Annotated in this window: 18 protein-coding genes and 1 pseudogene; 7 read left to right on the top strand and 12 right to left on the bottom strand. The window is 62.5% G+C overall.

Annotation, left to right across the window (positions count from 1 at the left end):
• Positions 1 to 105 precede the first annotated feature (105 nt).
• Positions 106 to 1,845, top strand: a pseudogene (locus ACP15R_RS22880) (TRAP transporter permease); the annotation flags it as partial.
• 385 nt (positions 1,846 to 2,230) lie between these two features.
• On the opposite strand, the gene ACP15R_RS22875 reads toward ACP15R_RS22880, so the two are convergent.
• From ACP15R_RS22875 to ACP15R_RS22865, 3 genes are read right to left on the bottom strand one after another with little or no spacing between them, the layout of a single operon-like run.
• Positions 2,231 to 2,611 carry a carboxymuconolactone decarboxylase family protein gene (locus tag ACP15R_RS22875; RefSeq protein ID WP_424988316.1) on the bottom strand — a complete coding sequence of 127 codons (381 nt, stop codon included), beginning with the start codon at positions 2,609 to 2,611 and terminating at the stop codon, positions 2,231 to 2,233.
• A gap of 36 nt (positions 2,612 to 2,647) precedes the next feature.
• Complete coding sequence (locus tag ACP15R_RS22870; RefSeq protein WP_424988315.1) at positions 2,648 to 3,748, bottom strand: aromatic ring-hydroxylating oxygenase subunit alpha; 1,101 nt, start codon at positions 3,746 to 3,748, stop codon at positions 2,648 to 2,650.
• The gene (locus ACP15R_RS22865; protein ID WP_424988314.1) at positions 3,745 to 4,632 is read right to left on the bottom strand and encodes a MurR/RpiR family transcriptional regulator; all 888 of its coding nucleotides are present in this window, start codon (positions 4,630 to 4,632) and stop codon (positions 3,745 to 3,747) included. The genes ACP15R_RS22870 and ACP15R_RS22865 overlap by 4 nt, the downstream gene beginning before the upstream one ends.
• A 102-nt stretch (positions 4,633 to 4,734) precedes the next feature.
• On the opposite strand from ACP15R_RS22865, the gene ACP15R_RS22860 reads away from it, so the two are divergent.
• Genes ACP15R_RS22860 through ACP15R_RS22835 form a run of 6 tightly spaced genes read left to right on the top strand, consistent with a single transcriptional unit; the run spans position 4,735 to position 12,093 of the window.
• A complete protein-coding gene (locus ACP15R_RS22860) occupies positions 4,735 to 7,209 on the top strand; it encodes an FAD-dependent oxidoreductase (RefSeq protein WP_424988313.1) in 2,475 nt (824 codons plus the stop codon).
• Positions 7,206 to 8,306 (top strand): zinc-binding dehydrogenase, encoded by a 1,101-nt coding sequence (locus ACP15R_RS22855; protein ID WP_424988312.1) that lies wholly within the window; start codon positions 7,206 to 7,208, stop codon positions 8,304 to 8,306. The genes ACP15R_RS22860 and ACP15R_RS22855 overlap by 4 nt, the downstream gene beginning before the upstream one ends.
• A complete protein-coding gene (locus tag ACP15R_RS22850) occupies positions 8,303 to 8,455 on the top strand; it encodes a hypothetical protein (protein WP_424988311.1) in 153 nt (50 codons plus the stop codon). The genes ACP15R_RS22855 and ACP15R_RS22850 overlap by 4 nt, the downstream gene beginning before the upstream one ends.
• Positions 8,452 to 9,567, top strand: a complete 1,116-nt coding sequence (locus ACP15R_RS22845; protein ID WP_424988310.1) for a mandelate racemase/muconate lactonizing enzyme family protein — start codon at positions 8,452 to 8,454, stop codon at positions 9,565 to 9,567. The genes ACP15R_RS22850 and ACP15R_RS22845 overlap by 4 nt, the downstream gene beginning before the upstream one ends.
• A gap of 33 nt (positions 9,568 to 9,600) precedes the next feature.
• Positions 9,601 to 10,704 (top strand): mandelate racemase/muconate lactonizing enzyme family protein, encoded by a 1,104-nt coding sequence (locus ACP15R_RS22840; RefSeq protein WP_424988309.1) that lies wholly within the window; start codon positions 9,601 to 9,603, stop codon positions 10,702 to 10,704.
• A 27-nt stretch (positions 10,705 to 10,731) separates the two neighbouring features.
• A complete protein-coding gene (locus tag ACP15R_RS22835; RefSeq protein WP_424988308.1) occupies positions 10,732 to 12,093 on the top strand; it encodes an aminotransferase class III-fold pyridoxal phosphate-dependent enzyme in 1,362 nt (453 codons plus the stop codon).
• A 189-nt stretch (positions 12,094 to 12,282) separates the two neighbouring features.
• Here ACP15R_RS22835 and ACP15R_RS22830 read toward each other — a convergent pair whose 3' ends face one another.
• From ACP15R_RS22830 to ACP15R_RS22790, 9 genes are all read right to left on the bottom strand, one after another.
• Entirely contained in the window at positions 12,283 to 13,005 is a 723-nt protein-coding gene (locus tag ACP15R_RS22830; RefSeq protein WP_424988357.1) for an amino acid ABC transporter ATP-binding protein, read from the bottom strand.
• A gap of 36 nt (positions 13,006 to 13,041) precedes the next feature.
• Complete coding sequence (locus tag ACP15R_RS22825) at positions 13,042 to 13,935, bottom strand: amino acid ABC transporter permease (protein WP_424988307.1); 894 nt, start codon at positions 13,933 to 13,935, stop codon at positions 13,042 to 13,044.
• A gap of 3 nt (positions 13,936 to 13,938) precedes the next feature.
• Positions 13,939 to 14,694, bottom strand: a complete 756-nt coding sequence (locus ACP15R_RS22820; protein WP_424988306.1) for an amino acid ABC transporter permease — start codon at positions 14,692 to 14,694, stop codon at positions 13,939 to 13,941.
• 78 nt (positions 14,695 to 14,772) lie between these two features.
• Positions 14,773 to 15,606 carry a transporter substrate-binding domain-containing protein gene (locus ACP15R_RS22815; RefSeq protein ID WP_424988305.1) on the bottom strand — a complete coding sequence of 278 codons (834 nt, stop codon included), beginning with the start codon at positions 15,604 to 15,606 and terminating at the stop codon, positions 14,773 to 14,775.
• Entirely contained in the window at positions 15,603 to 16,964 is a 1,362-nt protein-coding gene (locus ACP15R_RS22810; RefSeq protein WP_424988304.1) for an MmgE/PrpD family protein, read from the bottom strand. The genes ACP15R_RS22815 and ACP15R_RS22810 overlap by 4 nt, the downstream gene beginning before the upstream one ends.
• On the bottom strand, positions 16,961 to 17,533 hold the full coding sequence (locus ACP15R_RS22805; protein ID WP_424988303.1) for a sarcosine oxidase subunit gamma: 573 nt from the start codon (positions 17,531 to 17,533) through the stop codon (positions 16,961 to 16,963). Before ACP15R_RS22805 ends, ACP15R_RS22810 begins: the two co-directional genes overlap by 4 nt.
• On the bottom strand, positions 17,526 to 20,519 hold the full coding sequence (locus tag ACP15R_RS22800) for a sarcosine oxidase subunit alpha family protein (RefSeq protein ID WP_424988302.1): 2,994 nt from the start codon (positions 20,517 to 20,519) through the stop codon (positions 17,526 to 17,528). The genes ACP15R_RS22805 and ACP15R_RS22800 overlap by 8 nt, the downstream gene beginning before the upstream one ends.
• Positions 20,516 to 20,812 (bottom strand): sarcosine oxidase subunit delta, encoded by a 297-nt coding sequence (locus tag ACP15R_RS22795; protein ID WP_424988301.1) that lies wholly within the window; start codon positions 20,810 to 20,812, stop codon positions 20,516 to 20,518. The genes ACP15R_RS22800 and ACP15R_RS22795 overlap by 4 nt, the downstream gene beginning before the upstream one ends.
• A gap of 9 nt (positions 20,813 to 20,821) precedes the next feature.
• On the bottom strand, positions 20,822 to 22,078 hold the full coding sequence (locus ACP15R_RS22790) for a sarcosine oxidase subunit beta family protein (protein ID WP_424988300.1): 1,257 nt from the start codon (positions 22,076 to 22,078) through the stop codon (positions 20,822 to 20,824).
• Positions 22,079 to 22,171: the final 93 nt, after the last annotated feature.

Below are 22,171 nucleotides of genomic sequence, written 5' to 3'. Positions count from 1 at the left end.
CGGGGCCCCGGCCTCTGGCATTGCGCTGCGGCACCGGTGTTTTCCGGGGGCCGCAGTTAATTTTAGGGATCTGCCGCCCACCCGGGAGGGTCGCCGCGCAACCGCGTTGCCACATCCGATCTGGTCATGGCGCTTTGCAGCCTGATCGTCGCGCTTTACCTTGTCACGGTCTATTCCACGGCCGCACGGAATTCGGTCGGCACCCCGTTTGTCCCCATCGGCGTCGCATTTGCAGCAACCGCCGGAACGGGGCTTATTCTGGAGCTGACACGGCGGGTCGCCCGGTTGGCCCTGGTCATCATTGCAGGGGTTTTCCTGATCTATACCTTCACGGCACATTTGCTGCCGGGTATTCTGGCCGTCTCCAATCCCTATACCTGGCAACGCTTTTTCGGCCATGTCTATTCGGATGCCGGGATCATTGGTCCGACCACGGCGGTTTCCTCGACCTGTATCATCCTCTTCATCATCTTTGCGGCCTTCCTGCAGGCGTCGAAAGTGGGCGATTACTTCGTCAACTTCGCCTTCGCCACGGCCGGTCGCGCCCGCGGTGGCCCGGCCAAGGTGGCAATCTTTGCCTCGGGACTCATGGGCATGATCAATGGCACCTCGGCGGGAAACGTCGTGGCGACGGGATCGCTCACCATTCCGCTGATGAAACGCGTGGGGTATCATGGCCGCACGGCCGGCGCGGTAGAGGCCGCCGCCTCGACAGCTGGGCAGATCATGCCGCCGATTATGGGTGCCGGTGCCTTCATCATGGCCGAGATCACCGGCATTCCCTATCAGGAGATCGCCATTGCCGCGATCATCCCGGCCATCCTCTATTTCGCTTCGATCTATTTCATGGTCGACCTGGAGGCCGCCAAGCTTGGCATGACGGGTATGGACGAGGACGAGATCCCGAAATTCCACAAACTGGTACGCCAGGTCTATCTCTTCATTCCGATCCTGATCCTGATCTTTGCGCTGTTCCTGGGCTATTCGGTGATCCGGGCGGGCACATTGGCGACCGTCTCTGCGGCTGCGGTCTCATGGCTGACACCGCACCGAATGGGTGCGCGCGCGATCCTGCGCGCCTTTGAAATGGCAGGTGTGATGTCGATCCAGATCATCTCGGTCTGTGCCTGTGCGGGTATCATCGTGGGGGTCATCTCGCTGACCGGAGTTGGCGCGCGCTTTTCGTCGATGCTCTTGGACATTGCCGATGCCAGCCAGCTGATTGCCCTGTTCTTTGCGATGTGTATCGCCATCCTGCTTGGCATGGGCATGCCGACAACGGCCGCCTATGCCGTGGCTGCGTCGGTCGTTGCCCCGGGGCTTGTCAATCTCGGCATTCCGGTTCTCACGGCGCATTTCTTCGTCTTCTATTTCGCGGTTGTCTCGGCCATCACACCTCCGGTGGCATTGGCCAGCTATGCGGCGGCGGGCATATCCGGGTCCAACCCGATGGCAACCTCCGTCGCCTCGTTCAAGATCGGGATCTCGGCGTTCATTGTGCCCTTCATGTTCGTCTACAACGGCAACTTGCTGATGCAGGGCCCGGTCGTGGACGTCGCCGGTGAAATGATCCATGAGCCGGCAAAATGGTACAACATCCTGCGGGCCTGGATCACCGCGGTTTTTGGCGTGTTCCTTCTGTCCTCTGGGGTCCAGGGCTGGCTCCTGGGCCGCCGGTCTGCCTGGTATCTTCGGGTCGCCCTGATCCTGGCGGCGCTCTTCATGATTGAAGGCGGGATCATCACCGATGTAATCGGAGTCGGCGCGGCGGTGGCAGTCTTTCTGGTCCAGAAGCTGTTCCACCCCTCACCCGATACCCCGTTCACGGTACGCGGTGCCGACTAGCTGTACGAAAGAACCCGGTGGCCTGACGCCCGGGCCACCGTTTGCCCATTGGGCGTGCATGATCCGGCAATCGGTCGGCAAGGCAAGCTGCGCGAAACCGGTGCCTTGAGAATTTGCCCAATCGGATCAAGGGCATTCGGCGGACATTTGTTCCAACCCCCGCAAAGTGGGTCATGTCGGCCCCATGGTCCGACCGCGTCAATCAAAGCAATGCCTGATCGTGTCGGCGACACCAACACGATCAACCCCGAAACCTCAGATTTGCCTTTACGGCAGCCGCACCACCAGGCCCTCCAGTTCGGGCGTTACTTTTCGCTGGCAGGTCAATCGGGACAGGTGCTGGTCCGGCTCAAAGGCGACAAAGTTGATTTTCACCATTTCAGGATCACTCCGGAAGGTCGCGTTCGGACAGAACCTTTTGTGCCACGCGAAAGCATTCGAGCGCCTGCGGCACACCGCAATAGATGCCGACGACATGGATGATGGCGCGGATTTCCTCGCGGCTGACGCCATTGTTGATCGCGCCCCGGCAATGGGTTTCCCACTCGTGCATCTTGCCAAGCGCCCCGATCATGGCGAGGTTCATCATCGAGCGGGTCTTGGCGTCGATGGTTTCGTCGCCCCAGCCAAATCCCCAGCACCACGCGGTCATCGCCTCCTGGAACGGGCGGGTGAAATCATCCGCCGCCGCGAGGTTTTTCGTCACATAGTCCGCGCCCAGGGTCGCTTTGCGCTTTTCCAGCCCGATATCGAATTTGTTGTCCATCTTCTGATCCTTCCTGTTGGGGCCTGCGCCCGGTTGTCAGCCTGCCGAACCGTCCACGGCTTCGCGCATCCATTGCTGGAGTTTGGCGACGGAATGCTCGCTCAGCACACCGCAATCGGGATCGAGCACCAGCGGGCCGGGGGTGTAGCCGCGCGATTTCAGCCCGCGGTACACCGACTCGACCAGGCGGATATCTTCTTCGACGGTGGTTTGCCGGTCCTGCACTGCAAGCCCGCGGATGACGTCGCTTTCGGCCCCTTCGGGCGTGTACCAGCCGCGCCAGACGGTACAGTCATCCACCCCATGCGCGCGCCAGTGATAGGTGTTCAGCACGTTGCCCGGATAGCACTGGAACGAGAACATCGGCCACAGGAACCAGCTCTGGTATTCGGCGGCATGGGGCACCGAGAGATCCACCGGATAGGTCATCTTTTCCATCGACTGGCATTCCGTCCTGTGGCGCAGAATGTAGCCGCCCGCGTCGTCGGGCCGGATCGTGTAGGTTTCCGGCTTGATCACACCTTCGGCAAAGGTCTGGTGGTTGGACGGGCAGTGATAGCATTCGGAGTAGTTTTCAATCGAAACCTTCCAGTTGCAGTGTTCAGGGATCTCAACCCATTCCAGCGGCGCAAGCTTGTTGATATTGGGCACGAACTTCGCCACTTCCGCGCGCACGCCGGGGTACCAGTCGTCCATCGGCGCGGCGTCATTGTCGAGATTGACGAACAGGAAGCCCAGGAAATCTTCGGTGCGCACTTCGGTCAGGCAGATTTTGCTGCGGTCGAAACCGGGGACTTTCCTGACATTCGGCCCCGCGCGCAATCCGCCGGTCAACTCATAAGTCCACTGGTGATAGGGACAGACCACAACGCTTGAATTTCCGGTACCGCTCACCAGCTCATGGGCGCGGTGCTGACAGACGTTGTAAAACGTGCGCACGACATGATCGCGGCCACGAATGGAAAACAGGCTCTGACCCGCTATCTCGAAGGTAAAGTAATCGCCGGCATTGGGAACCTGGCTGACATGGCCGGCGAACTGCCACGTTCGCGACAACAGCCCGGCCGTTTCCCGTTCGAAAACCTCGGCAGAGGTATAGTAATGTGCGTCCAATGAATGTGTCGGCGATGCATTCATGTCGGCTCCTCTTCGTACAGACCAAGTTGATGACGGCGCTGGTGGAATTTCTCGACGCGCTCGACCACGCGTTCGGACGCGGCGGCGATAACGAAACTCAGCAGGGTTTCGAGCAGGGCAATGATGGAAACCGACGATGGAAAGAATTGCGGCGTGTCGACCGAGACAACAAACCCATGGTCCGCGGCGCGGATAATCGGCGACGCCGGGCTGTCGGACACGGCGACCACCGTCATTCCCTGTTCCTTTGCCGTTCTGACCGCCTCGATCACTTCGCGGCGATAGGGTTTGCAGGTGATCGCGATCAGCACATCCCGTTCATCCGCCCAGGCCAGGTCATCGATCGCGCTCGAACCGGCGCGCGGGATGGCGTAGAACTGAACCATCCCGGTACGCGCGAGATAGGTGAAATTGCTCGCGTTGGCATGGTTCACACCGACGCCATAGGTATAGACGTTGCGGCACTGCCATATCGTCTTTGCAGCGGCTTGCAGCTCGACCGCGCCGATCTCCGCAAAGGTATCTTCGACATTGCGCAGGGCGGCGGACACCATTTCAGCGTACAGCTGTCCCATTTCGCCGCTTTTCTGCATATCCTGCAACCAGCGCACGCGATCAGGGAATGACGCCTCTCCCTTGCGAATGGCCTCGCGAAACGGCGCACGAAAGTCCTCATACCCCTCGAACCCGACCTGTCGCGCCATTCTTACAACGGTATTGGGCTTAACATTTGCCGCGCTCGCGATCTCGCGGACGGTCGAAACGCCCACGTCCCTTGGGTTTTCGAGCACGTAACGCGCCGCTTTTTTCGCTTCGGGCGTCAAGTCGTCAAGCTCTTCGGACAGGCGCGTCAGCACCGTGTTTGAGATGTCATTGGTGTTCATATCGATCCTCGGTACAATCATATGTACCATTTTTATTGACAGTGGTACAAATCATTCATAGCCATGTCTACAAGTTTCTTCGCATCGAACAGGACCTGCAAAATGTCTCAGAAGCAATTCCCAACCCGCGCCAGAGTGGTGATTGTCGGAGGTGGTGTGATGGGTTGTGGCCTTGCCTATCATCTGGGTCATGAAGGTTGGGGGAGCGACACCGTTCTGCTTGAAAAGGCCGAACTGACCTCTGGCTCGACCTGGCATGCGGCGGGGCAGATCACCCATTCCACAAGTTCCTATGGGCTTGGCCGGATGGTTGATTACAACATCGGCCTGTATGCCGGGGGTCTTGAAGCAGAGACCGGCCAGGCGGTGACCTGGCATGGCTGCGGCTCGTTCCGGCTGGCTTATACCGAGGACGAGATGGACTGGCTGCGCCACACCCTGTCCGTCGGCCGAGCGCTTGGGTTCAACATCGAGCTGGTCGGCCCCGAATTCATCGCCAAAAAGCACCCGTTCTATAATCTGGATGGCGTTTTGGGCGGGCTTTACACGCCTGATGACGGCCACGTTGACCCCTCCAATGTGACCATGGCGTTGGCCACCGGCGCGCGTCAAAAGGGTGTGCGGATCTTCCGCCACACCCGCGCCACCAACATCACCCAGAACGATGCCGGTGAATGGGTCGTCGAGACGGAAAAAGGCACGATCATCTGTGAACACGTCGTCAACGCAGGTGGCACCTACGCCCGCCAGATGGGGGAATGGTCCGACCTGCAATTGCCGATGACCTCAATGACGCACCACTACTTTGTCACTGAAGACGTGCCCGAGTTCAAAGAACTGGACAAAGAGCTGCCCGTCATCCGCGATGACAGGCTCGTCTCGGGCTATATCCGGATGGAGCAGAACAAGGGCCTGATCGGCATCTACGAAAAGGACAACGTGAATTCGGTCTGGCATGACGAATGCCCGTGGGATTACGAAAACTGGCTGTTCGAAGCCGATTACGACCGCGTGATGCCCTATCTGGAAAACGCGCTGGACCGGATGCCGATCTTTGCGGAACTGGGAATCACCCGCGAGGTGCATGGCGCCATTTCGCATCCGCCCGATGGCAACCCGATGGTCGGCCCGGCCCCCGGCGTCAGGAATTACTGGTGTTGCTGCGGAACCCAGATCGGCATCGGCTGGGGCCCCGGTCTGACCCGTGAGTTGGCCAAATGGATGGTGCACGGCTCGGCCGATATTTCCATGCGCGATTACGATCCGCGCCGGTTTGGCGCATACGCCAAGAAAGACTGGCAAGTCATCAAGGCGCATGAAGATTACAAACTGCGCCATGAAATCCCCTTTCCACACTTCAACCGCCTGGAAGGGCGTCCGATCAAACCCTCGCCGCTTTATGAGATCCTGAAAGACAAAGGTGCGGTCTACGAAGAGGTCTACGGCTTTGAGCGCCCGCGCTGGTTCGCCACCGGAGACGTCGAGCAACGCGATCACTACAGTTTCCGCCGCAACGTCGTGCATGATCTGGTCGGTGCCGAGGTCAAGGCGGTGCGGCAAGGGGTTGGGCTCATGGATGTCACCGCCTTTTGCAAGGTCGAGGTCAGCGGCCCGGACGCCTATGCGCTGCTGGACCGTTTGACCGCCAACCGGATGCCGCAGAAAACCGGGTCAATCACCCTGACCCACATGCTGAACCGCAGGGGGCGGATCGAGCTGGAAACGACGATCGTTCGCATGGCCGATGATCGGTTCTATCTGGTCTGTGCCGCGTTTTTTGAACAACGCCTGCTGGATCACCTAAACCAGAACCGCGCCGCCGAAGACGTGACCATCACCGCTCTCTCCGCAAGCTGGTCGGCGCTGTCCCTCAACGGGCCGAAATCGCGCGAAGTGCTCGCGCAATGCACGGATGCGGATCTGTCCAACGCAGGCTTCCGGTGGTTGTCGGCGCAAGAAATCACCGTTGCGGGGCACAGAGTCTGGGCCTTGCGCATGTCCTATGCCGGCGAACTGGGCTGGGAATTGCACATGCCGGACGCGGCCTGTGTCGATGTCTACACCGCGCTTTGGAACGCGGGCGAAGCGCACGGGATCGTCAATTACGGCTCCTTCGCGATGAACGTCATGCGTATGGAAAAGGCGTTCCGGGGCGCGGGCGAGCTGACCAACGAAGTCACCCTGCCAGAGGCCAATGTGGGCCGGTTCTTTACGCTCGACAAGGACTATCTGGGTCTTGCCGAAACCAGGGCTTCGGCTGCGCAAATGCAGGCGGGCAGATCGCCTTGGGTCTGTGCCTATCTGGAAATCGAACCTGACGGGATCGAAGACGGGCATGGTGGCGAAGCAGTCTTGGCCGAGGGCCATATTGTGGGCGCGACGGCCTCGGTGGTCTATGGGCATACGGTCGGCAAGATCCTTGCCTTTGCCTATATCAAGCCGCAGGCCCACATACCCGGCCGGGCCATCGAGGTGATCATCGCGGGCAAGCCGCGCAAGGGGCGCATCCTTGGTCAGGCGGCGTATGATCCCATGTCGAGATTGCCGCGCACCGATGCGATCGCCGAGCCAGCATGAGCGCGCTGCCGCCAACAATGAAGGCCATGCTCCTGACGGGGCATGGCGGTCTGGACAAGCTGGTGCTGTCGGACGTGGATACCCCCCGCGCCGACAAGGGCGAGGTGGTGATCAAGGTCGGGGCGTGCGGGCTCAACAACACCGATATCAACACCCGCACCGCGTGGTACTCCAAAGCCAATGATGTTGCATTGGGCGACGGGGCCGAAGACGGTTTTGACGCAACCAATGACACAGACAGCACCTGGGGTGCGGGAGCGATAGAGTTTCCGCTTGTTCAGGGAGCGGATGCGGTGGGAAAGATCGTTGCCGTGGGCGAAGGTGTACCGGAAACCCGGATTGGCGAAAGGGTCATGATCGATCCCTGGCTTCTTGGGCATGGCGATTGGCTGACCCCCGAAAACTCGGGCTATTTCGGGTCCGAACTGAACGGTGGCTTTGCCGAATACACCAAGATACGCAGCGCCAACGCGATTCCCGTGAACTCGGCGCTGAGCGACGCCGAACTGGCGACCTTTGCCTGCGCCTATACCACCGCGGAAAACCTGGTGCAGCGCACCGCGCCGCGTCCCGGCGAGAGCGTCGTAATCACCGGGGCGTCGGGCGGGGTCGGGTCCGCCGCGATCCAGCTGTGCCGCCTGCGCGGGTGCAGGGTGATTGCGGTTGCGTCCGCCTCCAAGGCCGATCGGCTGCTTGGGCTGGGCGCGGCCCATGTGATCGACCGGGACACCGGCGATCTGGAAGGCGCTATTCGCGCAGCCGCCAATGGCCCCGTCGACATCGCACTTGATGTGGTTGGCGCAACGGTCTTCATGCCGCTGATCAACGCGCTGCGCCAGGGCGGTCGCTATTCCACATCCGGCTGCATCAGCGGCCAGTTCGCCCGGTTCGATCTGCGCCAGCTGGTCTATAAGGATCTGCAGCTGACCGGGGCGACCATCTGCCCGCCGGGCACCATGCATCGCGTGGTCGGCATGATCGAATCCGGCGCCCTCAAGCCGCTGCTGGCGGCGACCTATTCGCTTGCGGACATGCACAGGGCCCAACAGGCCTTCATTGCCAAGGCGCATACCGGCAACATTGTGGTGATACCGTGAAGATAACGCGCATCCGCATTTGCAAGACCGGCCTGCCCCGTGTGGGCGGCACCTGTGCCTGGGGCTCCGGCACCGGGATCGGCGGACCGGCCCTGCGCGACCTTGACGGTCCCTGCGCGCCGGTGCTGGACATGGGAGGGCCGGAATGAAAATCACCGCGATCACGGTTTATCAGGTGGACCTGCCGCTGGCGCAGCCCTATTGGCTGTCGGGAGGACGGCTGAAGTTCGAAACGCTCGACAGCACCTTTGTGCGCGTCGACACCGATGCCGGGATCACCGGCTGGGGCGAGGGCTGCCCCTGGGGCCATACTTATCTGCCCGCGCACGGCCCCGGCATCCGCGCCGGGATCGGGACCATGGCGGGGTTTGTGCTGGGGCTGGACCCGCGCAGGCATCTGGCGGTCGAGCGGGCGATGGACCTGGCCCTGCCCGGCCATCTCTATGCCAAATCGCCCATCGACATGGCCTGCTGGGATATCGCCGGACAGGCCGCTGGGCTGCCGATTGCCGATCTGATGGGGGGCGGGTCGCGAACCCCCGCGCCGGTGGCTTCCTCTGTCGGGGCCAGAGATATCGACGAGACCCGCAAACTGGTCGAGAGCTATCGGGCACGGGGCTACCGGCTGCATTCGGTCAAGGTCGGCGGCGATGTGGCGCGCGACATTGGCCGCGTCCGCGACATGGAGACCATTCGCCAGGCCGGCGAAGCCGTTCTATATGACGTCAACCGGGCCTGGAGCAGGCAACAGGCGCTGCGCGTCATGACTGCCACCCGGGACCTGGACGTGATGTTCGAGCAGCCCGGCGAAACCCTTGATGATCTAGCCGCGATCCGCGCGCGCCATTCGGCCCCGGTCAGCGCCGATGAATGCCTGGTCACGCTGCAGGATGCCACCCGCATCGCCCGCGACGGGCTGGCCGAGGTGATGAACATCAAGCTCAACCGTGTGGGCGGGCTGACCAAGGCCGCGCGCATCCGCGATATCGCGCTGGCCCATGGCATCCACTGTTTTGTCATGGCAACCGGCGGATCGGTTCTGGCCGATACCGAGGCGATGCATCTGGCCGCCAGCTTTCCCGATGACAGCCTGCTGGGCGTCTGGGCCTGTCAGGACATGCTGACGCTGGATGTGGCCCCCGGCCGGGGGCCGCGCTGTGTCGACGGGCATCTTCGGATGTCGCAAACCCCGGGCCTTGGCGTGCATCCCGATCAAGACCGGCTTGGCCCCCCTGTTGCCACCTATGGAAACCGCCCCTGACCGGGCCTGTGCAAAACACCGAAAGCTCTGTTGATGAAGATCACGCGCATCACCGTCTGGGACGTTCCGCTGACCAGCCATGAGACCTATTACATGGCTGCGGGCAAGACCTGCGACACCACGCTGTCGGTGGTGTTGCGGCTGGACACCGATGCCGGCCTGTCGGGCTGGGGCGAGGTCTGTCCGATCCCCCATTACCTGCCGGCCTATGCGCGCGGCGTGATCCCGGCGCTCGAAGAGCTGGCACCGGTGCTGATCGGGGCGGATCCGGTGGGGCCCGAGGCGGTGATGGAGCGGTTGAATGACCACCTGATCGGGCATGGCTATGCCAAATCGGCCATTGATACCGCGCTGTGGGATCTGACGGCACAGGTGGCGGGCCTGCCGCTTTTTGCCTTGCTGGGCGGGCGCGCCGTGCCGGACATGCCGCTTTACCATTCGCTCACCTGTATCGCCACCGATGACATGGCCCGCATGGCCCGCGACGCCTTTGACGCGGGGATGCGCCAGTTCCAGGTGAAACTGGGGGCCGACCGCGACTGGCAGGCCGACGTGGCCCGGCTGACCCGCGTGCGCGAGGCCGTCGGCCCCGGCCCGCTGGTCTATGGCGACTGGAACTGTGGGGCGGATGCGCTGACCGCCATCCGCGTCGGCCGCGCGGTGGCCCATCTGGACGTGATGCTGGAACAGCCCTGCGCCACGATCGAGGAATGCGCCCATGTGCGCGCCGCCACCGGCCTGCCGATGAAACTGGACGAAAGCGCCCATGACATGCCGTCGATCATGGCCGGGCACCGGGCCGGCTGCATGGATGTGGCGGCGCTGAAACTTTCCAAGATGGGCGGGCTGTCGGCCATGCGGCGGATCCGCGACCTGTGCCTGGCCCTGGGCACCCGGATGTGCATCGAGGACACCTGGGGCAGCGACGTGACCACCGCCGCGCTGCTGCACCTTGCGGCCAGCACGCCCGCGCGCGGTATCCTGAACACCTGCGATCTGTCCCATTACGTGGGCCCGCGGCTCGATCCGGCGGCACCGGCCCGCAAGAACGGGCGCATCGCACCCCCCGAAGGCCCCGGGCTGGGCGTCGTCCCGGACGCCGCGGCCCTCGGCCAGGCCAGAACCATCCTTGATTGATGCCTGCAAGCGAACGGAAACACAGCCATGAACGATCTTCCCGACAGCTATCCCACCCATGATCCCGAATGGGTCCGCGACATGCATGCCGACCACTACCTGCAAAGCTGGTCGACGCAGGGCACCCGCCCGCCGGTGATCACCGGGGCCAGCGGCAGCTGGTTCTGGGACAGCGACGGCAAACGATACCTCGATTTCCAGTCGCAGCTGGTCAATGCCAATCTCGGCCACCAGCATCCCGCGATCGTGCAGGCGATCAAGGACCAGGCCGACCGGCTGTGCTATATCGGCCCGGCGATGGGCTCCGACGTGCGCAGCGAGCTGGCCGCGATGATGACCGAGATCACGCCCCCCAACCTCACCGCGACCTTGTTTACCACCGGCGGCGCGGCGGCCAATGAAACCGCCATCCGGCTGGCGCGGCACTATACCGGGCGCAGCAAGATCATCGCGCGCTACCGCTCGTATCACGGGGCCACCGGCGGCACGCTGTCGCTGACCGGGGATCCGCGCCACCACCTGACCCGCGCCGATATGCCGGGGATCGTGCGGATGCTGGACCCCTATGTCTATCGCCTGCCCACCGGGCACACCGATCCGGCCCTCTGCCCGGTGGCCCGGGGCGGGCCGCATCTGGAAGAGCTCCTGATGTATGAAAACCCCAACACCGTGGCGGCGGTCATCCTGGAAACCGTGGTCGGCACCAATGGCATCATCGTGCCCCCCGACGGATACCTGCAATCCATCAGGGAAACCTGCGAAAAATACGGCATCCTGCTGATCTGTGACGAGGTGATGGCGGGCTTCGGGCGCACCGGCAAATGGTTCGCCTGCGATCACTGGGGCGTGGAGCCGGACATCCTGACCGGGGCCAAGGGGATCAACTCGGGCTATGTGCCGCTGGGAACCATGAGCGTGTCCGGGAACATCGCGGGCTGGCTCAGGGAAACCCCCCTGCCCGGCGGCCTGACCTATGCCGGCCACCCGCTGGCCTGTGCCTCGGGCGTCGCGGCAATCCGCGCGATGCAGCAGGAAGGCACCCTGGTCCATGCCACCGCAATGGGCGAAAAAATGCGCGCCGCACTGCACAGGATGGCCGAAAAACACCCCTCTATCGGCGACATTCGCGGCCTGGGCATGTTCAACGGGATCGAGCTGGTCAGGAACCGCGAAACCCGCGAGCCACTTGTACCATTCGCCGCCAAAGGGGCCGAGGCCAAACCCATGACCGACATGATGCGCTTTGCCATGAACCGGGGGCTATACCTTTCGTTCTATTCGAACGTCATCCGCCTGACCCCGCCGCTGAACATCAGCGAAGAGGACATGATGCACGGGCTGGAAATCCTGGACCGCACGCTCGACATCGCCGACCGGAATTGCGGGTGATCCGGGGCGGGCAAGAGGATGGAGCGCTGCCGGGCGGCGCACACCCGGCCATGATGCGCCCATAATCGGACACCGGGATGTTCAGGGCGTGTGTGCCGGGTGTCATGCCGCCAGAACGCCCGTTCCTGCATCCCCCTGAATGATCGCCCACCTGCCGGCCACGGCCCGTATCGTGACCGCGGGGCAATGTCACAGGATCTGGCTCAGGAATTCCCTGGTGCGCGGATCTTCCGCCGCATCAAAGAAGGTCGCGGGCGGGCCATGTTCGACGATCACACCCTTGTCGGTGAAATAGATGTGGTCCGAAACCTCGCGCGCAAAGCCCATTTCGTGGGTGACAAGGATACAGGTCATGCCTTCGGCTGCGAGATCCTTGATGGTGACCAGAACCTCTTTCACCGTTTCCGGGTCAAGCGCGGCGGTCACTTCGTCAAACAGCATGACATCGGGGTTCATCGCCAGCGACCGGGCGATGGCCACGCGCTGTTGCTGCCCGCCGGAAAGCTCGCCGGGATAGCTGTTTTCCTTGCCTTCGAGCCGCACCTTGCGCAGCAGGGCACGTGCCTGTTTCTCAACATCTTCCTTGTTCTGTTTCAACACCTTGACCGGTGCCATCATGACATTTTCAAGGGCCGTCTTGTGCGGGAACAGGTTGTATTGCTGAAACACCATCCCGACTTTCTTGCGCAGTTCCAGCTTGTCGAGCTTGGCATCGTGGACTTCCTGCCCCTCGACGGTGATCGAACCGCCCTGAATGTCATTGAGCGCATTGATACAGCGGATGAGCGTCGATTTGCCGGAACCGGACGGGCCGATGATACAGATCACCTCGCCCTTCATGATGTCCATCGACACGCCCTTGAGAACCTCCAGCTGGCCAAAGGATTTGCGTACGTCCTTGATCGAAACGATCGGTTGGTCGGGTGTCCAGGTCATGTTGGGTCTCCCTCAGAGTTTGACGGCGAATTTGCGCTCCAGACGCACCGTGAGGCGGGCGATCGGATAGCAATAGGCAAAGAAGATCAGAAGCACGAAGCCATAGAACGGCACCAGCAGCTCGGGCCGGTTGTTTTCCGCCTCGATCGCCTGGCGGGTGAGGTTCAGCACCTCTTCCACGCCCAGGATCGAGACAATCGGCGTCGCCATGGTCAGGATGGCGTACCAGTTCATCCAGGGCGGGATCATGCGCTTGATACATTGCGGCAGGATGATCTGATACAGCACCTGCCGGCGGGTAAAGGCCAGGCTCTCGGCGGCTTCCCATTGCGCGGATGGCACAGAACCGATGGCACCTCGCACGATTTCCGAGATATTCGCCATAACCGGCAGCGCCAGGCCGATCACCGCCTTGGTCCAGTCCGGGATCGGGATGGTGACGCCAAAAAGTGTGACCTTGAACGGAAAGCTGAGCATCACGATGAACAGCAGCACCAGCCACGGAGAATTGCGGAATATCTGGGTGATCCAGTAGGCCGCGATACGGATGAACCGGTTCGGGCTGATCTGGCACAAACCCAGCACAACACCCGCGACGGTGCCCACGAGCATCGTCATGACCGAGATCAGTACCGTGAACACGAACCCCTTGGTGAGCAGAAACGGGATCCACCGCACCAGCACGCTGAACGGGTTTTCCGGCGGGGTGGCGGCGGTCTGGGCATAGGCCAGCACGGGCCAGGCCAGCGCCGCAACGATCAGCAGGAACGGCGCCCAGGGCGGCATGGACGCGAGCCAATGGCTGAAGCCGAGCGCGCGGGCGCTGTGCCGCGGCGCGGGTGGCGGTAACAGGACCGGCAGATCGGTCGTGGACGGGGCAGTCAGTCCGGGAATTCTGGATGTCATGGTTCAGGCTCCGTACCCGGGGATCCGCATCGAGCGTTCCCATGCGTTCATGCCCATCACCAGGATACCGACCAGCGACAGGTAGGCGACAAACAGCACCAGCATCATCGGGTTCTGCGCCGAGGGGTAATCGTTCCAGATCGTGATCGATTCATAGAGCAGTTCGGGCACCGCAATCACGAAAGCCTGGGTTGTCGTCTTGACCAGATTGACAAGATTGTTGTTAAGCGCCGGGATCGACACCCGCAGCGCCAGCGGCAGCACGATGTAAACAAAGGTCTGCAACCGGGTAAAACCCAATGCCTCGCCCGCTTCCTGCGTCGAATGCGGCACCGCTTCGACACCGGCCCGGAATATCTCGACATTGAACGCCCCGGCAAAAAAGCTCAGCGAAATGATCGCCCAGCCGACATTCGAGATGATCGGCACCTCAAGCCAGCCATCCGGGCTGTAGGTCGGGGTAAAGGCCCCGAGGGCGAAGTAGAAGAACAGGAGCTGTACAAAGGGCGGCGTATTCCTGAAGAACTGGATATAGCCGTTGACGATCCCGCGCACAAAGCGGCTGCTTGATCCCTGCATCGCGGCACCGACGATGCCGATTATGACACTGAAAATCACGCAGACGACCGACAGCTTGATCGTCATCCACAATCCGCTGACCACCTTGCCCCATTGCCGTTCTTCGTAGAAGAAAATGAAATTCCACGTCGGATGATCGGCGGCAAGGCTGCGGAAAAATTCCTGGAACGCCTCCAGCATCGCATACACTCCCGTTCAGTTTGTCATGCTGCCCCGGTCGCGCCGGGACAGTCATTCTCGCGGGCCAAGGGCCGGGTGTTACTCGGACAGCCAGTCCTGGAAGCGGTCATGCTCGCGCTGCACAAAGGCGGTGGACTGGATGCCCCATTTCTCTTCCAGCGCGATCAGCGTGCCGTCCTTGTGCCAGTTATACTGCATCCCGGACATGAACCGCCCAAAGACGCAATCCTGTTCCGCCTTGGGAACCGCCAGCGCCCAGGGATTGTCGTCCTCGGTGGGCATCGGCATGCCGAACCCGTCCCAATCGCCCGAGGCGAGATCGGCCATGATCGAGCTGTCGTCATAGACAAAGGCCACGCATTTCTTGTCGCGCAGCGCCTGCTTGGCCTCGGCATTGCCGGTAAAGGCGATGACTTCCGCACCATAGCGCTCTTCGACGATCTGGTTATAGAACGCGCCCTGCTTGCCGCAGACCGGCTTGCCGCGCAATTGTTCCCATTCGGTGAATTCCAGCGCATCCGGCGCCAGGATATTGGTGCCCGACGTGTAATAGTTCGGACCGACCACACCCACGATCTCGCGGCGGTCTGCCCGGTCGGACATGGTGGCGATCATCAGGTCGATCTTGCCCTGTTCCAGGAATTGCATGCGGTTGGACGATTGCACCGACACCAGTTCCAGTTCGACGCCCATGGTTTCGGCCACATCCCTGGCCATGTCGATCTCCATGCCGACAAGGTCGCCATTGGTGTCGCGAAAGCCCCAGGGCTTGTAGTCGGCCTTGACCCCGACCGTCAGCGTGCCCGAGGACATCACCTGGTTCCATGTGTCATTGCTGCATTCCGCCGCCGATGTCGCCACCGCCGAAACGCTGGTCATCAGGGCTGTCGTCAGTCCCAGTAGTTTTTTCATTGGTCTTCCTCCGTGTTGTGGTTTGCCCGGTTTACAATCCGGGCAAATGTTTGGGCCGGGTTTCCGCCCAGCCCGGTTTCGATCGCGCCCTTGCGCCCGCCATGGGTGATGGCGGCATCGAATTTCGAAATAAGTTCCGCGTCGCTTTGCGGGTTGTCGGGCATCCCGCGCGGCACGCCGCAGAACCCGCGCGCCGCGCGCCCGTCCCTGAGGGTCAGGGTGATCCGCGCGCTTTCGGGATGGGCCTGTCGGGCCTCGTCCGTCGAAAGATCTTCGGCAATCTCGGTCTGCACGCGGGCCATCAGCTCCTTTTTCTCCGGCGTCTGCTGGGCACCGGGCAAGAGATCCTCAAACCGGACCTTGCCATAAAGTGCCGCGCAGGCCACCGCAAAAGGCAGGCTGAACTGCGCCTCGGCGGGGGTTTGGGGATCGGGATAGACCAGGCTGATATGGACCAGATCGGGAACTTCCGCGCGGATGGTCTCGATATCGCCCGACGTGGCGTTCAGTTCCCGCAAGAGGCCATGGGTCTGCTCGATCGCGGCCTGCGCCGCCGAGCACACCGGGTTGGTCTTGAAGAGCAGGCCCGGCTCGACCAGACGCCAGCGTTTTCCCAGTGTTTCCAACTCAGAGAGCTTTGACTGACCGCCATTGAGCAACGCCAGGAAACCGCGCGAATCCTCGAATGCCTCTTGCGGGCCGCTGAGCCCCGCCCCGGCCATGCGCGCGAATGTGATCGCGCGCCGCGCGGCCTCGCCGACCAGAAAGGGCTTGGCGTCGTTTCCGAACACGACCTTGCCGCCGCCCGCCGCCGCTGCCGCCAGCCCGATGGCCGATTGCATCGCATCACGGCCCAGACCCAAGAGCACACCCGCCGCCGCCGTGGCCCCGACAAGGCCAAGGGTGACCGTGCTCCACCAGCCTTTGAAATAGTGGTCATGGGTGCAGATATCCGCGAGGACATAGGTGATTTCAGAACCGACAATGAAGGCGTGCCGTTGCAGGTCGGCCTCGGCCCGCATCTCGGCGGCAAGCGCCAGAACCGTAGGCAGGATCACCGCCGAACCATGCATGATACCGGTATAGGACGTGTCGTCGAAATCCCAGACATGGGCGGCCGTGCCATTGATCAGCGCGGCGGTCTCGGCCGGGGCCTGCCCGCCGATGGCCAGTGTGGCCGCGCCGTTTCGATCCGGATGGGTGGTGGCGACCGCCCGTGTCGTGGGATGCGCCGCACCGGCCGCGATCACGCCCAGCGTATCCAGAATGGCCCGGTTGGCCTGATGGATCACCTTGGCGGGCGGGTCCGTCCCGGCGTAGGCGAAATCGGCAAAGTGTCGCGCGACCGGTGCTGTCATGCGGCCTCCGGAACCCGGATGCCGTGGGGCAGCGCATTGTCGTACAACACATCCCAGACGCTTTCGGCCCAGGTCGCGGGGGCAAGGATGTCAAAACTCTGCGCGCCCGTGCACTGGATCAGGACGCCCACGTGATGCAGCCCGGTTTGCAGGAACATGCCGGGGGCAAGGGCCGTGGCGGAAACATCGACCGCAACCACCTGGGACAGGAGCGTGCGCGCGGCCTCGCCTTGCAGGGTTATGACCGTGCGGGCATGGCCAAGATCGAGAACGGCAAGGTTTTCCGAGCCGAAACCCGACAGATCCGCATGGGTTTCGATCAGCATCCTGTCAGGGGCGATGCGCCACGCGGTGCCGCGTTCACCGGCCCGGGCGGTCCTGTAATCGCCCAAGCCGTCCAGACCCAGATGGTCCAGCGCCGGTTTCGCGGCGGCGTCGAAATCATCCCACCCGGCCAGCTGCCAGAGGCCTTGCAGGGGCCGGGTGCCCAGGGTGATTGCCTCGCCCCCCGTGGCGCCGTGGCGTCCGGGGATGGTCTTGCGGTGCAGGGCAGATAGCAGTTCAGGCATTCTGACGCTCTCCTGATGGGTCATAGAAATGATGCGACACGACCTTGGCGGTCAGGGTCTGGTTACCCACAAAGTTCACCACGCGGACCGTTTCGCCCTTGCGCGTGGTGCCGTTTTTCAACAGCGCCAGCGCGATGTTCCTGCCAAGGGCTGGGGAGTAGGTGGTGGAGGAAACCCACCCCTCGCCATGGCCCTTGGTCTCGCCCGTGGCCGGGAACAGGAGAGAGCCCGCTTTCGCGCCCTCCGCGCCCTCGATTTCGAGGCCGACAAGGGTTGGCCGCGCGGGGTCTTCGAGCACTGCGCGTTTGCGCAGAACCGATCCGACAAACGGTTTCCTGGACGAGGCGAACCCCTCAAGGCCCAGATCTTTCATCGTGGTGCGACCGTCCAGTTCGGGGCCGGCAACATGCCCCTTTTCGATCCGCAATGCGCCCATGGATTCGGTGCCATAGGGCCTGAGATCGAAGTCCCGGCCCGCGTCATGGAGCGTTTGCCAGACATGCTGGCCAAAGCCCGCCGGGATGTAAAGCTCGTAGGCCAGCTCGCCGGAATAGGACATGCGGTGGATGCGGATATCGACGCCGCCAACCGTCGCATGGGTAAAATGATTGTTGGGCAGGGCCTCTTTGCCAAGATCGGCATCGGACACCTCGCTCAGGAGCGCGCGCGCATTCGGCCCCGCCACGGCAATCGCCGCCCATTGATCGGTGACCGAGGTCACATGCACCCTGAGATCGCGCCAAGCGGTCTGTAGCAGGTGCTCGGCAAAGGCCAGCACCCTGGCGGCGTTGGTGGTTGTGGTCGACATGAAATACTCATGCTCGCCCAGCCGCGCGGTTGCGCCGTCATCCATGACAAACCCGTCTTCGCGCAGCATCACGCCATAGCGCAACCGCCCGATTTGCAGGGTCTTCCAGCCGTTGACATACATCCGGTTGAGGAATTCGGCGGCATCCGGGCCCTGCACGGCGATCTTGCCGAGGGTCGAGACATCGACCATGCCCACATGCGCCCGCACATGCGTGGCCTCGCGGATATAGGCGCGTTTCAGGTCTTCGTCGCCTTGGGGATAATACCACGGCCGCATCCACGCCCCGGCCTCGGTCATCCGGGCACCGTGATCCACATGCCAGTGATGGATCGGGGACAGGCGGACCGGGCGGAAGTGGCGGCCATGCTCGTGCCCAACCAGCGCCCCGATCGCAACCGGGGTAAAGGGGGGACGGAAGGTGGTGGTGCCAACCTCGGGGATGGGTTTGTCGCGCAGGTTCGCCATGCGTGACAGCGCGTTGATGTTGCTCAGCTTGCCCTGATCGGTGGCCATCCCGAGGGTGGTATAGCGTTTCAGATGCTCGACCGAGACATAGCCCTCAAGATGCGCCTGATCGATATCACTGATCTTGACGTCATGCTGGAAGTCTACAAACGCCTTGCCGCGGCTCTTGCCATTGCGATCGAAAATCGCCCATGTCGGATCGAAATTCGACGGCCAGAATGCGCCGGTCGCATAGCTGGGCGGCGCTTGCCCCGGTGATTGGTCGGCCCCGGCCCTTGCGGCGGCTTCGGCACCCACGGCAAAGCCTTGCCGGATGATTTCGTCCACCGATCCGGCCGCCATCACAAGCCCCGCCGCCTGCATCGGATTGGCCGCGTTCGGGGCCGGGACGAAACACGCGGCCTCGTCGACGAAAACCGGCTTGCCATAACGATGCGACCACAGATGAACCGAGGGCGACCACCCGGCGGAGGTTGCAATCAGATCGCAGGACAGGGTCTTTTCGCGGCCCTTGGCATGGCCTTTCCCGTCGACGGGCACCACCACCGCCCCGCAGACCTTGCCCTTGCCACGCGCCTCAAGGACCGCGTGCCCCAAGAGGAGGGATACGCCCTTGGCGGTGGCCTGCGCCGTGATCTCGGAACTGACGGTCTGACGCACATCCACAAGGGTCACGCTGGCCCCGGCATCGGCCAGATCGGCGGCACTTGCATAGGCGCTGTCATTATTGGTCAGAACGATGATCGTCTCCCCCGCCAGGACCGCATAGCGATTGAGATAGGTCCGCGCCGCGCCGCTCAGCATGACGCCGGGTTTGTCATTGCCACCAAAAACCATGGGCCGTTCGATGGCACCGCTGGCCAGAACCGAGCGCCTGGCCTGAACCTGCCAATAGCGCTGGCGCACCTGATGGTTTTGCGGCGCGGGCAGGTGATCCGAGACGCGCTCGATCAGGGCATAGGTGTCACCATCATAGGCCCCGACCGCCGTTGTTCGCGTGAGGATTTGCACGTTGTTCATGGCCGCGAGTTCGTCCTGAACCTGCTCCAGCCATTGATCGCCCGCGCCGCCGACCGGCTCGGACAGGATGGCCCCGCCAAGATGGGTGTCCTGCTCGACCAGCAAAACCTGTGCCCCGGCCCGGCCTGCGGCCAGCGCGGCGGCAAGCCCGGCAACACCGCCGCCGATGACCAGAACGTCGCAAAAGGCATGGCGCTTTTCATACTGGTCCGGGTCCGGCTCATAGCTGCCGCGCCCCATCCCTGCGGCCTTGCGGATAAAGGTTTCGCACATCATCCAGAAACGGGTGGAGTGTTTGAACGGGCCGATGAAGGTCTTGTAATAGAACCCGGCGCTAAAGAAGGGCGACATCAGGTTGTTGACGGCACCGATATCGAATTTCAGGCTGGGCCAGGCATTCTGGCTGGTGGCGGTCAGGCCGTCGAACGCTTCGGTGACGGTGGCGCGGGCGTTTGGCTCGTGCCGGTTGCCATCGCGCAGATGCACCATCGCGCCGGGTTCTTCGGTGCCAGCGGAATAGATGCCCCGGGGGCGGTGATACTTGAAGCTGCGCCCGACAAGCGACACGCCGCCCGCAAGCATGGCCGAACCCAGGCTGTCGCCCTGATACGCCGGCAGTTTCTGTCCGTCAAAGGAAACGGTGATGGGGGTGGCGCGGTCGATCCGGCCGCCGGTTGCAAGGCGTTTCATTCCGCCGCCTCCGTCGTGTTGGTGGGCGTTGCCCCGGCGTCCCGTGCGAGGATGCAATCGCCGGTTTCATGGGTCAGGGTATTGCGCGCCAGCACCACCCATTGCCGGCACCCCTGAACGTGATGCCAGTATTCCCTGTGCCAGCCGCGGGGATTGTCGCGGTTGAACACATAATCCAGCCATGGCTGCGCCGCCGTTTCATCCATCGCCGGGCGCTCCTGGGTCGCGTCCGCGCCATAGGTGAATTCGGTTTCCGGGCGGAGCCCACAGATCGGGCAGTTGATCCTGATCATTTCCGTGCCTCAATGTGCATTGGGTTGCGGGCCGACGCCCTTTTCATCGATCTGATAGCCACGGTCGAACCGGTCGAGCGTGAATTCCGAATTGTCCGGGTGCGGTTCGTCCTTGGCAATGGTCCAGGCGAAACACCAGCCGCTCGCGGGCGTGGCCTTGAACCCGCCATAGCACCAGCCGCCATTCAGATAGAGCCCGTCCACCGGGGTCCTGGTGATAAAGGGCGAGCCGTCCATCGACATGTCCATGACCCCCGCCCAGTGGCGCAGCAGCTTGAGCCGCGACAGGCAGGGCATCAGCGCCTTGGCGCTGGCCAGCGTGTGCTCCACGATCGGCAAGCCGCCGCGTTGGGCGTAGGAATTGTACATGTCCAGATCGCCCCCCATCACCAGCCCGCCCTTGTCGGATTGGCTGATGTAGAAATGCGCGGCGCCAAAGCTGATCACCGTATCGACGAGCGGCTTATAGGGTTCGCTGACAAAGGCTTGAAGGCTGTGGGTTTCCACCGGCAGGCGCAGACCGGCCATCTTCGCCAGATGACCGGAATGACCCGCCACACAAAGCGCCACCTTCCTGGCGCGGATCTCGCCCCGGCTGGTTTGCACGCCGACGATCTTGCCACCTTCCCAGAGATAGCCGGTGACTTCGCGCTGTTGCAGGATATCGACGCCATGCCGGTCCGCGCCGCGTGCATATCCCCAGGCAACCGCGTCATGGCGCGCGGTGCCCGCACGGCTTTGATAGATCGCACCGTGGATCGGAAAACGCGCGTTCCCGGAATAGTCGAGATAGGGCAAGCGGCGCCTGACCTCGTCACGGTCGAACAACTCGGCGTCGATGCCATTGGCGCGCATGATGTTCCCGCGCCGGCGCGCCGCATCCATCTGTCCCGGTGAGTGGCAGAGGTTATACTGCCCGCGCTGCGAGATCATGACGTTATAATTCAGGTCCTGGCTGAGGTTTTCCCACAGCTTCATCGACCGCTCGTAGAACATCGTATTGCCCGGCATCATGTAGTTCGAGCGCACGATGGTGGTGTTCCGGCCGGTATTGCCACCGCCAAGCCAGCCCTTTTCGACAACCGCGACATTCTTGATGCCGTGTTCCTTGGCCAGATAATAGGCCGTGGCCAGACCATGACCGCCGCCGCCGACGATCAGCACATCATATTCCGGTTTGGGTTCGGGGTCGCGCCAGGCACGTGACCAGGATTTGTTCCCGCTCAGGGCGTGACGAAACACGGAGAAAGCTGAGTAGTGTGACATATTGGACCATCTGCTTCGAATCGAGATCAGTCTGCACCGTTTGATATTTTTTACAAGTGAAAATATATCAAACGGTCCTTTTTTCGATTTCGC

The sequence above is a fragment of the Microbulbifer sp. S227A genome, from assembly GCF_049800935.1.
Note: the sequence above shows the minus strand (reverse complement) of the source record. Positions and strands in the feature narration are given on the sequence as shown.

Excerpts from the sequence above, each read along its gene's own strand:
- ACP15R_RS22805 (WP_424988303.1), bottom strand. The coding sequence starts at position 17,533 with ATGCCTGAACTGCTATCTGCCCTGCACCGCAAGACCATCCCCGGACGC.
- ACP15R_RS22875 (WP_424988316.1), bottom strand. The coding sequence starts at position 2,611 with ATGGACAACAAATTCGATATCGGGCTGGAAAAGCGCAAAGCGACCCTG.
- ACP15R_RS22820 (WP_424988306.1), bottom strand. The coding sequence starts at position 14,694 with ATGCTGGAGGCGTTCCAGGAATTTTTCCGCAGCCTTGCCGCCGATCAT.
- ACP15R_RS22865 (WP_424988314.1), bottom strand. The coding sequence starts at position 4,632 with ATGAACACCAATGACATCTCAAACACGGTGCTGACGCGCCTGTCCGAA.
- ACP15R_RS22810 (WP_424988304.1), bottom strand. The coding sequence starts at position 16,964 with ATGACAGCACCGGTCGCGCGACACTTTGCCGATTTCGCCTACGCCGGG.
- ACP15R_RS22845 (WP_424988310.1), top strand. The coding sequence starts at position 8,452 with ATGAAAATCACCGCGATCACGGTTTATCAGGTGGACCTGCCGCTGGCG.
- ACP15R_RS22815 (WP_424988305.1), bottom strand. The coding sequence starts at position 15,606 with ATGAAAAAACTACTGGGACTGACGACAGCCCTGATGACCAGCGTTTCG.
- ACP15R_RS22855 (WP_424988312.1), top strand. The coding sequence starts at position 7,206 with ATGAGCGCGCTGCCGCCAACAATGAAGGCCATGCTCCTGACGGGGCAT.
- ACP15R_RS22825 (WP_424988307.1), bottom strand. The coding sequence starts at position 13,935 with ATGACATCCAGAATTCCCGGACTGACTGCCCCGTCCACGACCGATCTG.
- ACP15R_RS22795 (WP_424988301.1), bottom strand. The coding sequence starts at position 20,812 with ATGATCAGGATCAACTGCCCGATCTGTGGGCTCCGCCCGGAAACCGAA.
- ACP15R_RS22790 (WP_424988300.1), bottom strand. The coding sequence starts at position 22,078 with ATGTCACACTACTCAGCTTTCTCCGTGTTTCGTCACGCCCTGAGCGGG.
- ACP15R_RS22835 (WP_424988308.1), top strand. The coding sequence starts at position 10,732 with ATGAACGATCTTCCCGACAGCTATCCCACCCATGATCCCGAATGGGTC.
- ACP15R_RS22800 (WP_424988302.1), bottom strand. The coding sequence starts at position 20,519 with ATGAAACGCCTTGCAACCGGCGGCCGGATCGACCGCGCCACCCCCATC.
- ACP15R_RS22870 (WP_424988315.1), bottom strand. The coding sequence starts at position 3,748 with ATGAATGCATCGCCGACACATTCATTGGACGCACATTACTATACCTCT.
- ACP15R_RS22860 (WP_424988313.1), top strand. The coding sequence starts at position 4,735 with ATGTCTCAGAAGCAATTCCCAACCCGCGCCAGAGTGGTGATTGTCGGA.
- ACP15R_RS22840 (WP_424988309.1), top strand. The coding sequence starts at position 9,601 with ATGAAGATCACGCGCATCACCGTCTGGGACGTTCCGCTGACCAGCCAT.